Annotated in this window: 8 protein-coding genes; all 8 read right to left on the bottom strand. The window is 42.4% G+C overall.

What is annotated here, in order from left to right; all coding sequences use genetic code 11:
- Positions 1–89: 89 nt before the first annotated feature.
- Positions 90–8,006 carry a ZmpA/ZmpB/ZmpC family metallo-endopeptidase gene (locus ACT17O_RS07800; protein WP_216733935.1) on the bottom strand — a complete coding sequence of 2,639 codons (7,917 nt, stop codon included), beginning with the start codon at positions 8,004–8,006 and terminating at the stop codon, positions 90–92.
- 294 nt (positions 8,007–8,300) lie between these two features.
- Complete coding sequence (gene ileS / locus ACT17O_RS07805) at positions 8,301–11,093, bottom strand: isoleucine--tRNA ligase (protein WP_444817382.1); 2,793 nt, start codon at positions 11,091–11,093, stop codon at positions 8,301–8,303.
- A 252-nt stretch (positions 11,094–11,345) separates the two neighbouring features.
- The gene (locus ACT17O_RS07810) at positions 11,346–12,140 is read right to left on the bottom strand and encodes a DivIVA domain-containing protein (protein WP_044020427.1); all 795 of its coding nucleotides are present in this window, start codon (positions 12,138–12,140) and stop codon (positions 11,346–11,348) included.
- 16 nt (positions 12,141–12,156) lie between these two features.
- Positions 12,157–12,411 carry a DivIVA domain-containing protein gene (locus ACT17O_RS07815; RefSeq protein ID WP_000028988.1) on the bottom strand — a complete coding sequence of 85 codons (255 nt, stop codon included), beginning with the start codon at positions 12,409–12,411 and terminating at the stop codon, positions 12,157–12,159.
- 8 nt (positions 12,412–12,419) lie between these two features.
- Positions 12,420–13,211, bottom strand: coding sequence for a YlmH family RNA-binding protein (locus ACT17O_RS07820; RefSeq protein ID WP_033630074.1), 792 nt, complete (start codon positions 13,209–13,211; stop codon positions 12,420–12,422).
- Entirely contained in the window at positions 13,208–13,468 is a 261-nt protein-coding gene (locus ACT17O_RS07825) for a YggT family protein (RefSeq protein ID WP_000576501.1), read from the bottom strand. The genes ACT17O_RS07820 and ACT17O_RS07825 overlap by 4 nt, the downstream gene beginning before the upstream one ends.
- The gene (locus tag ACT17O_RS07830; RefSeq protein WP_000053367.1) at positions 13,468–13,998 is read right to left on the bottom strand and encodes a cell division protein SepF; all 531 of its coding nucleotides are present in this window, start codon (positions 13,996–13,998) and stop codon (positions 13,468–13,470) included. Before ACT17O_RS07830 ends, ACT17O_RS07825 begins: the two co-directional genes overlap by 1 nt.
- A 9-nt stretch (positions 13,999–14,007) precedes the next feature.
- Positions 14,008–14,679, bottom strand: a complete 672-nt coding sequence (locus ACT17O_RS07835) for a YggS family pyridoxal phosphate-dependent enzyme (RefSeq protein ID WP_216733939.1) — start codon at positions 14,677–14,679, stop codon at positions 14,008–14,010.
- Between the last annotated feature and the right edge of the window lies 1 nt (position 14,680).

A 14,680-nucleotide genomic window follows, 5' to 3' on the forward strand; every position in this document is an offset into this window, starting at 1 on the left:
AATAACATCATGGAGAATCCACAGAAAAAATTCCTAGGTTTAAGGATACCTAGGAATTTTTTAAATTTTGATTGAACAGAGTATTTTCCTTATTTCTTGAAAATAGACTGTCTGAAGTCGTCTGTCTCACGAAGATAAGCGTTGTAAATCTTCTTCTTGAGCAGGTTGACCCAGCTAGCTTCAACACGGCTAGTAGCATTGGTAATGTTGCGTACATCCTCTGCCACTGCTGCATCCATCAACTGCTGCATCTCTGCATAAGAACGAATGGTTACTTTCTTGGTACTGTTTGGATTTTTAAGCTCGTACTCAATGGTAATTGGCTTCAGCTTGGTCAGCTGATCAATTCGCTCCTTGTACATGGCCTTCTTGAAGGCTACCCAAGAGGTGTATTCACCCTTGAATACATTTTCCAAGACTTTCTGGTCTGTCACGAGACCAACATCTCTTCCGGACCATCCGTCCCACGTTTTCATCCCTTCATCAAAGGCTTCCTGAGAGTACTGACCAGAAACATAAGGGACAAATCCATCATGGTAGCCTTTGGCGGCCAGTAATTCATAGGCTGTGCGACGGAACATGACGTCACCTGGCGCTCCATTTGGATTGCTCAAGGCTGAGTAAATTGGTGAGAAGAGGCTGAGACTGAGGTAGCCATTTCGACCATATTTCCCACTTTCCTTATTCTCCCGACGAGTGATCACATCATTTTCAATCAGGGAGTCAAAGGTCTTCAGCTGCTTGATTTCCTCAGCTGTAAAGCTTCGCGTCTGGTTTCCAGCGTGGGTCTCCTTGCCATACTTATCTGTAATATAGTAATTCTCCATCTTCCTGAACCACTGTAACTTAGCAGCATCACTCTGCTTCAGCATAGAAGTACCTTCTAGATAGTCCAAGGTGTAGATCATGTCAAACATGCCATGGACATAGTGTTGCAGGTCTGCTGCATTTTGAACACGATCCTTGAAATTATAGGTATGCATACGTGTCTTAGAATCCTTGTCCACCTTGAAGAGAGTATTGAGCGTAATGGTTGGTTCATCTGCGCTTGGCGAAGATTGCAAGAGTCCACGAGCATAGAGTTCCGCACCTAGTCCCTCACGACGACCATAACCTTCAAAGTAAATTGCACCGTCAGAGTTATGGGTCATCTCATGCGTGTAGACTGAGTTACCATAGTCTTCCAACAATTTAGCAGCATCAAAGTGAGTTACACTACCCGTAGCATAGGCATTATAACCCTTGCTTGGATACCACTTGCCGGCAGGTCCAAAGAACTCCTGCATAGCTAGAGATTTTTTGTCATTAGCTGGAGCCCAATATCTTTGACCATTCTTGTCAACCAATGAGAATCCGTCATAAACCAGAACAGAACGGAAGAGCTTGTCCTTGCTTTCCGGATTCAGAATCTTGTACCAGAAATCATAGTGGTCGCGCTGGTATTCAGCTGTTTTTCTCACTCTGTCTTCGACATATTCAACTAGTTCTGCGTCTGTGCGCACTCTGTTATTGGCATCCAGGCGGTAGCGATCATAAGCTCCCATAGAGAGGGTAGACATATTAGAGATAGCATAGACACCTTTCTCCGTCATGGTCAAGAGTGGCAGGAGCATGCCCTTGTGTTCCCAATTATCAGCAGTAATCTTATCATAAACACCGACAGAGTACTTGCTCTTGCCCTCGGCTGCATCCTGAAGCTGTCTAGCATCTGCTACATCCGATTTAGCCTCAACGATGTAGGCTTTTGTATTGGCTTTGAGCCATTCATTATTGGTCTTATATGGTAGGAAGAGCTGACGGTAACCTTCAAGGTAATTGAAGAGTCCTCGTTTACCAGTTGCTTCAGAGAGCGAATTATCATACGCTGTATAGTTGTTCTTAGCCTTGAGATTCTCAAGTCCTGATTTTCCTAAAGCAATGATTGTATCAAGAACCGAAACGTCATTCTTACCGTAGAAATCCATCTTGTAAGCCGACAAGTCCTTAACATTAAAGGTATCATAGTTGATATTGTACCAACGGTTAAGGTAAGTCAGACCCAATAGGAAAGCTTCTTTATCAGCAAGAATCTTCTTAACAAGATAATCCTTAACTACTTCACCTTCAGTATTGATAGCCTTATCCATAGCCAGCACTTTGCGAAGCTCACCTGATAGCTTACTTTTCACCTGCGTAAATGCAGTGTCTAAGTATAGTTCATCCAAAGAAGTGTCTGCTGCTACTCCGAGAGCAGTTCGCATAGCTGGAGAATCAAGAACGACCTTGTTCAGCTCTGGCAACACTTGATTTAGAATACTTGTATAATCTGATACAAAGGCTTCTGGAGTATAAAGTAGGTCTAATCCCTTCATTCTATACTCAGCAATACCTTGGTTGACGAAATCTCCCTGATAAGATATTTCTAGGTAGTCAATAGTATTGTCCATGTAGTGAAGCATCAAACGATTGATTCCAGTTTTATTGCCATGGATATCAGTGATAACCTGATCACCCTTCATCGGAACAACATCCAGTAGGTACTCCTTGTTCAACTTATGCTCTTTCGGGATCTTGTTAGCAAACGAAACAATGGTTTCTTTATTGTAGAAAGGAAGCAGCTTCTCCATGTTTGCGTAAGAATATCCGCGGTCGAATTGAGCATTGTTTACCTCACCATAGTCGACAAAACGCATATTTAGATTCGTGTCATCTAGGCTAGTCGTGATGTCCATAGCAGTCAGTTTTTCTTCCATTTCTTCTTGAGTAATAGTAGAAGTAACAAACTGATCGTTTTTCAAGGTTTCACTTTTAGCAACTTTATATGCTTGCGTAATGCGGTCGTTTTTGTAGCCCTGATCCCCAGAAATACTGTAAACATTTGTACCGCTAACATTACTGATCACATTATCAACCAAACCATTAAAGTAGTTCGAGCCGACCACTCCACCGATTTGACCGTTAGTGGTTGAATTATATAGTTTTCCTGTCACATAAGATTTGGTAATTCGAGCATTGTTTTCTAGACGTCCAACCAAACCACCGATACGTTGTTCATTTGATCGAGCACCACTAATAATCGTTACGTCTGCTTTACTTTGGCTAAGAAGAGATTCTCCTCCTTTAAGGCTTGCAACCAAACCAGCTACGTTATAGGCTTTGATGTGTTGACTGTTAGATAGGATAGTCCCCGTAAAGGAACTATTTGCAATCTTCGTATTGGTTCCATTAACTACAAGACCAGCTACGTTAGAAGCGTTGCCTACTACCGATACTCTCCCCTGAACAGAAACATCTGTGATTCGCGCATTCTCCGCATTGCGTGCCAGCGCAGCCGAGTCATAGGTACCCACGATATTCACATCTTTAAGGTCGATATTTGAAATGGTAGACCCACTCTTGAGGTTTTCAAATAAAGGCTTGGCTAGATTGTAAATCGCATATTGCTTGCCATTTTGACTACCCGTCAGACTGCCGGTGAAGTTCCCTTTGAGGTAGACATAGTCCGCAGGAGCTAGGTTGACCTCGCTCGCATCCAAATCAGCTCCCAACACATAGTTTCCTGCCATATTTCGCTTCATAGCGTCTACCAATCCAGCAAAGCTAGTGTAGACATTTTGCTGACTAGGGACTGCCTTACTGATGTAGAAGTCGTGCCCAGACTTGTAGCCCGCTTCACTTTCTTGGACGAGTTCAGGAAGGGTTACATTAACCTTATAGACGGCCTTGCCATCTTTCTCTGCTTCAGAAATACTGTGAACTGGTAGGAGAATTTCCTTGGATTCGCTTGATTTGATCTTGACGAAGTAGGTAGACAGATCTGTAGGCATGGAGCTCATCGATACAAAGCGCTTGTATTGGTCGTTTTCTTTATGATAAAACTCAACAGAATCAATATCACGGAAGGCAATCTTCTTGTATTCTAACTCAAAGTTACGACTGTCTGTTTCAAACTCAGTAAAGCTGCCATTATCCAGTTCATAAGTCAACTTGGTTTTTAGAGTGTAGCCTGTGTAGTAGTCTAGGTCGCCAATTTTCAAGCTGCCAGCGAAGTTGGTAATTGGAAGAGTGCGAATCAGCTGGTCTCCCTGGTACAATTCTGCAGTCGCTGAACGGAAGGACTGGGTCTGATCTTCCAATCTATATTGGACCGTCACCGACTTATCATCAACATTCTCAGTCAGACTTAAAATCGAAACAGTCGGCTTGACTTTAGGCACTCCATTTAGAGCTTCTTTGGCTGCTGTCAGGCTAGCAAGAACTTGATTGACCTGTACTTGTGTAGCAGTTTGATTGTTCAAAACTTTGTCTGCCTTGGTCAATTCGTCAGTATAAGCTGTCTGCTTATCTGAATCCGCATTCTTATATTTAACCGAAGTTTTAACCGTTGGATTTAAATCGTACTCAGTCTGAAGAGCCGTTTTAACAACATCAGGACCACTTAATTGAGCCTTAGCTTGATTGATTTGTTCCACCAGTTGGTTGACTTCTGCTTGACTGGCTTGGGATTGGCTCAGAATCGCTTGACCAGCCGTCAAAGCAGCATCATAGTTAACTTGATGACTCTGACTATCGTTGAAATAACGGGCCTGAGCTTTAATCTGATCCGCTTCTGCCAAGAGATTATGCAGTGAAATTAAATCGAACTCCTCTAAAGCGTCTGTTTTCGGTGCATCATTTGGTACCATGTTTGGTTTAGCTGTTCCGACTTTGACAATTTGCGTTACTGGAGCCAAGGTTTCTTCATTAGACAACTCTTGACGATCGATTTCCTGACCGTTAGAACTGTAGACTCGAGTCTTAACGGTCCGCTCACCTTGGACTCCTGGAGTTGCGATTTGACGGGCATCTCGAACAAGCTCATCCGTATATTGCTCCTCGATGTTAAAGGCTATTTTCTCTACGAGGGTTTCATCCGTATATGTCAACGGATACTCTGGAAGAGCGTCTGCTTTCGGAGCTTCATTCGGTACCATAGTTGGCTTAGCCGTTCCAACTTTGACCACTTGCGTTACGGGAGCTAGAGTTTCCTCATTAGACAACTCTTGGCGATCGATTTCCTGACCGTTGGAACTGTAGACACGAGTCTTAATCGTGCGCTCACCTTCAACACCCGGAGTCGCGATTTGACGAGCATCTTGAACAAGCTCATCGGTTTCTTCTTCACGAATGCTAAAGTTGATTTTTTCTACGCGCGTTTCGTCGGTATAAGTCAACGGATACTCTGGCAGTGCGTCTGCTTTCGGTGGATCGTTCGGTACCATGTTTGGCTTAGCCGTGCCGACCTTGACGATTTGTGTTACGGGAGCTAGTGTTTCCTCGTTGGACAACTCTTGGCGGTCAACCTCTTGACCGTTAGAACTGTAGACACGAGTCTTGATTGTGCGCTCTCCCTCAACACCTGGAGTTGTGATTTGACGACTTCCCTCTGGAAGCTCATCTGTATATTGCTCCTCAATGTTGAAGGCTATTTTCTCTACGCGAGTTTCGTCGGTATAAGTCAACGGATACTCTGGCAGTGCGTCTGCTTGCGGTGGATCGTTCGGTACCATGTTTGGCTTAGCCGTGCCGACCTTGACAATTTGCGTTACGGGAGCTAGAGTTTCCTCGTTGGACAACTCTTGGCGATCAACCTCTTGACCGTTAGAACTGTAGACGCGAGTCTTAATCGTGCGCTCTCCCTCAACACCTGGAGTTGTGATTTGACGAGCATCTCGAACAAGCTCATCCGTATATTGCTCCTCGATGTTGAAGGCTATTTTCTCAACCCGAGTTTCGTCAGTATATGTCAACGGATATTCTGGCAGAGCATCTGCTTTCGGTGCTTCATTCGGTACCATAGTTGGTTTAGCCGTACCAACTTTGACGATTTGTGTTACGGGAGCTAGGGTTTCCTCGTTGGACAACTCTTGGCGGTCAACCTCTTGACCGTTAGAACTGTAGACGCGAGTCTTGATCGTGCGCTCTCCCTCAACACCTGGTGTTGTGATCTGGCGGGCATCTTGGACCAATTCATCCGTAGTTTGCTCTTCAATGTTGAAGGCTATTTTCTCTACACGAGTTTCGTCGGTATAAGTCAACGGATACTCTGGCAGTGCGTCTGCTTGCGGTGGATCGTTCGGTACCATGTTTGGCTTAGCCGTGCCGACCTTGACAATTTGCGTTACGGGAGCTAGAGTTTCCTCGTTGGACAACTCTTGGCGATCAACCTCTTGACCGTTAGAACTGTAGACGCGAGTCTTAATCGTGCGCTCTCCCTCAACACCTGGAGTTGTGATTTGACGAGCATCTCGAACAAGCTCATCCGTATATTGCTCCTCGATGTTGAAGGCTATTTTCTCAACCCGAGTTTCGTCAGTATATGTCAACGGATATTCTGGCAGAGCGTCTGCTTTCGGTGCTTCATTCGGTACCATAGTTGGCTTAGCCGTGCCGACCTTGACGATTTGTGTTACGGGAGCTAGAGTTTCCTCGTTGGACAACTCTTGGCGGTCAACCTCTTGATCGTTAGAACTGTAGACACGAGTCTTAATGGTACGCTCACCTTGGACTCCTGGAGTTGTGATTTGACGACTTCCTTCTGGAAGCTCATCTGTATATTGCTCGTCAATAGAAAAATCAATCTTTTCTATTCTAACCTCATCATTTGTAGTCAATTCTAACTCAGAATTCTCATGAATAGGAGCTGTATCAGGATTTGTCCCATATTCTGTCAGTTCTGGAATCTCTTGAACTGGAGCTGTATCAGAACTGGTGCCATACTCTGCCAATTCTGGAACTTCGTGAACTGGAGATGTCTCGGGACTGGTTCCGTATTCTGTCAATTCTGGAACTTCGTGAATTGGAGAGGTTTCAGGACTTGTGCCATACTCTGCCAGTTCTGGAACTTCGTGAACTAGTGCTGTTTCTGGAGTTGTGCCATATTCCGTCAGTTCTGGAAGCTCATGAACTGGAGTTTCTTTTGGTATCGAGTTAGTTGAAGCTGTTCCAACTAAAATAATTTCAGAAACAGGTTCAAGCGTCACTTGATCAGAAATCATTTCGCTTTTCACGATTTCTTGACCCTTACGATAATGACGAGTAACAACTGTACGTTGACCTCGAACACCTGATTGTATAACTTTTGATTGACCTTGAGCCAATTCATCTGAATATTGGTATTTTGTCTGATAAGGAAGTTCTTGGACTGACTTTTGCTCACTAATTTTTAGTTCTGGTAAGTCATAAATAGGAGTTGAGCGTGTGAATTCAATCTCCTTAGCAGCTATAGCTTCTCTTTCTTCCTCAGTTAAAGCATCCCCCTGATCTGAAACAATCTCTTTCATATCAAGATTTGTTTCACTCGGTTTAAGTTCACTTCCCTTCTCTTTCTCCAAGTCAAGTGTCGGATTTTCCTTATGAGCAGAATGAGCTAAATGACTATCATTTTGTTCTTCATTCTTTAGATAACCGATATAGTCGTAACCGTCAATTTTCAATGGCGCTGGAAGTGCATCTCCAAGACCCAAGTTAAGACTTTGATTATATGCCGCAAGTTCGATATTCGTCACTGCTAAGACTGTTGGAGATAGCAGCATGGATCCCATTCCAGTTACCAACAAGATCGAAGATAAATACCTCTTCCCATTTCTGCCTCTAACAACTACAAGCACTAGTAATGCAAGACCCATCGCTGTAAAAGTGGATTCCCAAAGGCCGGAGTGACCTGTCTTAGGCAATACTCCAGATGTATCCCCTTGAGTAGTCGGACGATAAACTAAGTAATAAGTCTCTGAAGCATCCTCAACATGCTTTGGAATCTCCCTGATCAAGGCACTCTTCTCTGCCTCTGTCAATTCAGACTCCACTACGTAGTGGTATTTAACCTGAGCAGACTGCTGACTTTGAATTTCTGCTGCCTTCACAGAAGTCAAGACCCCAGCCATTTGCCCATTCAAAAAGAAGCTTCCAATAGTCGCCGAAACGAGCCCAACAGACAACTTTCGGAAAGAAAAACGCTGTCGTTTTTCTCCATAAAACCGATGTTTCATTCTCAAAATTTCCTCTTCAATATATTATTCAATCCTTTCTATTCTACCCGATTTCACTTGATTATTCAAATTATTTGTCGCGATTTTTAGAAGCAACACATGCTTTTGAAAAGTACCAAAATACGACCTCCCTTTTTGAAAAAATCTCAAAAATCAACTTAAAACTTTCCTTAAAAATGTTGAATTTCTAAATCTTTGTCCTAAGCTTTTACCAGCAAAAAAAGAGAGAAATGACTTTCTCTCTTTTACCTTTCCTCTCACCTTAAACTATGAGAAGACATATTTCTAATCTGATTATTTCGCTTCAAATCCTTCTGCAACTGCATCTGCAAAGTTTTCTTCTACGATGCTTGCACAGTGATCACAGATGACTGCATGGTAGCTGCGTTCTGCTGTTGTTGGGTCGATACGACGGCAACGGTCACAAACTTCACCTGCAGCGCGTTCAACTGTAAAGGCAACATCCTCAAAGCTAACTGCGCCTTCTGGAGCTGTACCTTCAGCGATGGTCAATTCTGACACGATCAAAAGTTGAGCCACATTACTGTCCACTGCTCCAAGAAGAGTTTTCACAACTTCGTTTGGATAAACTGTCAAGTGTGCTTCGAGTGATTTCCCGATAACTTTGGCATTACGTGCTTCTTCCAAGGCTTTTTGAGCTTGTCCACGGAAGTCCATGAAAGCTGCCCAAGTATCCAAGATTTCTTCTTGGTTGGCAAAAGTTTCAGCTTCTGGTAATTCAGACAATTGAACAAATTCTTCAGCTTCAAACTCAAGATAGGACCAGATTTCTTCTGCAGTGTGAGGAAGGATTGGTGTCAAGAGTTTGGTGATTTTGACAAGAACGTCATAGAAGACTGTCTGCATTTGACGGCGTTCGAGTGATTTGGCACCTTCGATGTAAACAACGTCTTTAGCGAAGTCAAGGTAGAAGGCTGACAAATCAACGTTGATGAAGTTCACCAAGGCCTTGTAGATTGTCAAGAATTCAAAGTTTTCATAAGCATCACGAATTGTTTTCACAAGCTGGTTAAAGCGAATGGTCATGTACTTGTCAACAGAACGAAGCTCATCGTAAGACACTGCGTCTTGAGCTGGGTTAAAGTCAGATGTATTGGCAATCAAGAAACGAAGTGTGTTACGGATCTTACGGTAAGTTTCAGAGACTTGGCTCAAGATATCCATAGAGATACGCACGTCGTTGCTTGAGTCCACACTTGTTACCCAGAGACGCAAGATTTCCGCACCAAATTGTTTTTCAACATCGCTTGGAGCAATGGTATTTCCAAGAGATTTAGACATCTTCTCACCTTTACCATCAAGGGCAAATCCTTGTGACAAGATTTGTTTGTATGGCGCTACGCCATGGTTGGCAACAGATGTGATAAGTGATGAGTTGAACCAACCACGGTACTGGTCAGAACCTTCAAGGTATAGATCTGCTGGGTATTTAAGTTCTGGACGGTTGACCACCACTCCATTCCATGATGAACCTGAGTCAAACCATACGTCCATGATATCTGTTTCTTTCTTGAACTCGCCATTTGGTGAACCTGGATGAGTAAATCCTTCTGGCAAGAGGTCCTTAGCATCACGTTCCCACCAGATGATAGAACCGTGTTCCTCAAAGAGTTGAGCTACATGTTCAATCGTTTCAGCTGTCATGATAGCTGTACCATCTTCTGCGTAGAAGATTGGAAGCGGAACACCCCAAGCGCGTTGACGAGAGATAACCCAGTCACCACGGTCACGAATCATATTGTAAAGACGAACTTTCCCCCATTCTGAGTGGAACTTCACTTTTTCAATTTCATCCAAGATTTCTTGGCGGAATTTAGATACAGAAGCAAACCACTGTGGAACAGCTCGCCAGATGATTGGTTTCTTGGTACGCCAGTCAAATGGGTATGAGTGAGAAATTTCTTCCTGAGCAAGGAGTAAATCACCCAGTTTTTCGATAACAGTCGGCACAACCTTGTCATAGAACTGACCCGCAAATTCAGGACCAGCATTTTCCATCATAATACCGCGTTCGTTAACTGTTACAGCAACTTCAAGGCCGTTGGCAACACCAACATTGTAGTCGTCCTCACCAAAACCAGGGGCTGTATGGACAATACCAGTACCAGAGTCAGTCGTAACATGGTCACCAAGGATTACCAACTCATCTACAGCCGTATCCCATGGGTGGACTGTCACAATGTGGTTCAATTCTTGACCACGGTAGGTCGCCAAAACTTGAACATCCGCCCAACCAAATTTCTCAGAAAGACTATTCAATAATTCTGAAGCAACTACAAACTTACGAGATTCACCAGCTGGTTGTACCAATACATAATCAATATCTGCTCCAACTGTCAAACCACGAGAAGCTGTGATGGTAAATGGAGTAGTTGTCCATACAACGATGTAAGTATCTGTATCGAGCACACCTTTTCCATCTTTGACACGGTTAGCATAGTAAAGGGACGTTGAAAGCAAGTCATGATACTCAATTTCTGCTTCTGCAAGGGCTGACTCAGAAGACCATGACCAGTAAACTGGCTTGGCACCACGGTAGATATAGCCTTTTTTAGCCATTTCTCCGAAGACACGGATTTGAGCTGCTTCATAGTCTGGAGTCAAAGTCACATAAGGATTTTCCCAGTCACCAGAAACACCCAAACGTTTAAAGTCTTCACGTTGTTTATCAACTTGAGAAAGAGCGTACTCGCGGCAAAGTTTCAAGTACTCAACCAAGTCCATTTCTTTGCGTTTAACACCCTGTTTTGCCAAGACTTGTTCGATTGGCAGACCATGAGTATCCCAACCTGGGATGTAAGGGGCGTAAAACCCTGACATAGACTTAGAACGAACAATAATATCTTTAGAAATCTTGTTCATGGCATGTCCAACGTGGATATTTCCGTTTGCATACGGAGGTCCATCATGCAAGGTGAAATGTGGTTTCCCTTGGTTCAATTCTTGACGACGTTGGTAAAGTTTTGCTTCTTCCCATTCTTTTTGCCAAACTGGTTCTTTAGTTGGAAGACCAGCACGCATAGGAAAGTCTGTTTTCCCTAAATTGAGGGTTTCTTTAAGTTTCATTGTTACTCCTTTAATTTAAACTGACAAAATAAAAACCACGATTCGCAAAAAGGACGAAAATCGTGGTACCACCTTTGTTCGAAAAAAGACAGGGTCTCTTTTCCTCTTTTCCCGTAACGTGGGGGACGTCTAGTCTTACTGCTTTCGGACTAGATTGATTGAGAGGATAATCTAACCACTAGGGATTGCAGGACTCTCACCATCTCCCGCTCGCTGAAAATATAGTTGGTTGGATCTTGTTCTCACATTTTTTTATAGGATAAGAACAGATTCTTTATTTGCATCGTTCTCAGTTGCCGCAGTAGCTTCTACTTCAACTGACTCTTCATGCTGGTCACTTTCTTCTGTCTGTTGATTTTGTTGAGCTTCAAACTCAGCTAATTCTTTATTGCCAGCCTCGATACGAGCTTGCAATTCAGCAACCTCTTCTGGTGTGAATTGGCGAGTCATATCAATTGGTTCTTCCTCTGGTTGTAAAGATACAGTTTCACCAAGAACTTCACCCACCACCTCTTTAAAGGCTTCATCACTTGTCTGAAGGTAAGTAGCTGTTGGGCGAAGAATGTCTTCCCAATCAGATGACTCGACAATAGCCAATTGACTTTCAATCGTAGACTTGAGGCGTTGATGGAATACACGGCTCTTGTTCTTCAACTCTTCTGTCTCAACAGCCACTCTCTTCGCATTATCTGTAGCCTGACGGAGAATTTCATTTGCCTTGTATTTCGCTTCTTCAAGCAAACGCTGAGCATCTTGTTCAGCTTGTTGAATAATATTGTTTGAACGTTCTTGAGCAGCTTGTTTGACACGCTCAGCTGTATCTTGAGCAATCAAAACTGACTGACTCAAGGAATCCTTCATCTCATCAAAGTAAGACAAACGTTCTTCCAAACTTTTGATGTGTGTCTCTTTATCGTGATTACTACGAACCAAGTCTTCATAATCACGAACAACGATATCAAGAAACTCGTCTACTTCTTCTGGGTCAAAACCTCTAAATCTTGTGCCAAAGGTTTTATCTTTAATTTCTAACGATGTAATTGGCATACTTTTCCTCACTTACTTAATAAAAAATAGAATCATTAATTGCTTCTGGTTCTTGCTCGCTTGTTACTGTTCTCTTAGGAATATCATTCGTATAATAGGAAAGACGTTCTTCTAGTTTTTTGATATAGAGTTCAGTTTCATCTTTGTATCGAATCATCTCCTCTAATTCAAAGTAAATCTTATCAAGAAAGAGGTCAACTTCTTCCTGATTGTAGCCTCTGAATGTTCTTGAGAAAGCTTTATCACTTATTTCTTGTGGTGTAATCGACATATTTCTTCTCACTTGCTTAAAAGTAGCCGGACTGTTAGTTTTTTCTTATCCTTTTTGGTCTGACCATTGTCTTTGACAACTTTCAAACGACCAAACTTTCTCACACTGATCAAATCTCCAACTGCAACCTGGTAATCAGATTTTTCAATCACATGATAATTTACCTGGACAGATTTTTTCTCAATCAGTTGGCTAGTTTGATTTCTAGATAATTTCAAGGCACTTGATAAGAGGGCATCCAATCGAAAACTCGAAACTAAAATTTCTCGTTCTCTATAATCAATTTTAGACAAAATCCTATCGGTAAAAGGACGTTCCTCCAGCGATACAGGAAGTCTGCCAATCTTTCTTATTCCATCCTGAAAAAGAGGAATGAAATCACGATTGACAAAAATCTGTGCTCTCTTTTCATCTACCAAGATATCACCAAATAATTTCCGGTCAATCCCTAGTTGGTTGATGATTGTTCCCAATATTTTTCCATGACTCAGTTGCTCAAACTTACTCGGATAGCAAATTTCCAACAAGGCCATTTCAAAGTCTGATATCTCCGGTTCAAAGTAATCTGGATAGAGAAGAACTCGAACCGACTCTGTCGGAAGAAAATCACCACTACTTTGGCAACCCAGTCCATATGTCCCAGCTAGCACCCTCAAGATCTGTTCCTGATGGGGATTGATAAAAGGAGTAAGTACCGGCGCATAGGTATCTTCTACCCGCTTGATCCACTCTAACCCCTTATCAATAAAGGGAATATCATCTTGGGAAAAATGCTGATAAATGGCTCGATTTACTGTCATAGTAATAGGACTAGTCGTGTTAAGAGATTTCCAACAAACTGAATCAAAATCAGCGCTGCCCAAACCGTAAAATCAAGACCAGCAAATTGTAGATTGAGCTTACGAAGTGGCTCAATAACTGGGCGAGCAAGTCTGATAACTAAGCGACCTAGTTGGCTTTCATAGGCATTTGGAAACCATGAAAGAAGAGCAAATGCAACGAGAATGATGGAATAAATGCTAACCGCATTTTGGATTAAACGGATTAAGAAAATCATTATCTTGCTCTATTTCGTTTAATATCAAAACCAAACTCAGCGCTTTGTGATTCATCTGGAAGTTTGATATCTTCAATATTCACGACAACGTTGACAGGCGTCAATAGATACATCGTACTCGCAACTTTTTTCATATTCCCAGCTAAGACATGGCGGGCTCCGTCCAAGTAATCAAGGCAACGACGGGCTTGTACCTCTGTCATGTATTGGAAGTCAATCAAAATACTTTCATTGCCAGCCAACAAATCTACAATTTCAGTTGCATCTTCATATTTTCTTGGATAGCGAACGTCGATTGTCACTTTCTCATCTGAACGATGGCTTTGCATTGCCAATTCTTGCTGACGCGCATGAAGACGAGTAATATTTGCATCTTTTGCTGATCCTGACTGAGCAGGTGCTGGTAATTCTTTAGAAGATGAGATGGCTGGGCTAACTGTTTCCTCTTGTTGAGTCTGGTAGTTAGTCGTTTCTTCTCCGTCTTCTGTAAAATAATCTATAAATTTATCGAATCTATCTTTTAAAGACATAGCTCTCTCCTATTTAAAAAATGCTGTACCGATTCGAACAAAGGTTGAGCCGAACTGAATCGCTTCTTTAAAATCACGACTCATTCCCATGCTTAGCTCTATCATCGGCATATTAGGGATTTGTTTTTCTCTAATTTCTGCTTGCAGAGCCTGCGTATCCTTGAAAATTTCTTTCAATTCATCACTGTCTGCCTCAAAAGGAGCCATGGTCATTAAACCAACATACTCAATCTGATCTAACTTAGCCAATTCTGGCAAAAGTTCTAGCAATTCTTCTTTTGAAAACCCATGCTTGCTTTCTTCCCCAGAAATATTGACCTGCAAGAAACACTTGATAACATGATCTGTTCTCTTTTGAATTTCCTGGGCTAACTTTAGGGAGTCTAAAGCATGAAAGTAATCCACAAATGGGATTACTTCTTTCACTTTCCGTCTCTGTAGTGTTCCTATTAAATGCCAAGTAACTGGGTAATCTTTCAAGGCCTGATATTTTTCTAAAAATTTATCAACTCGATTTTCACCTATATGACGGACACCAAGCGGAAGCAAGGCTTCCGCTGTTTGTACATCTACATACTTTGTCACTGCGATTACTGAAACAGCATCTAGAGCACGGTTGGCTTCTTGACTAGCATCAGCTATTTGCTGAAAAACTAATTCAGTATTTTTTTTCAAATTCATT

Origin of the sequence: Streptococcus sp. HJ1, from assembly GCF_052399005.1 — a bacterium.
Taxonomy (GTDB): domain Bacteria; phylum Bacillota; class Bacilli; order Lactobacillales; family Streptococcaceae; genus Streptococcus.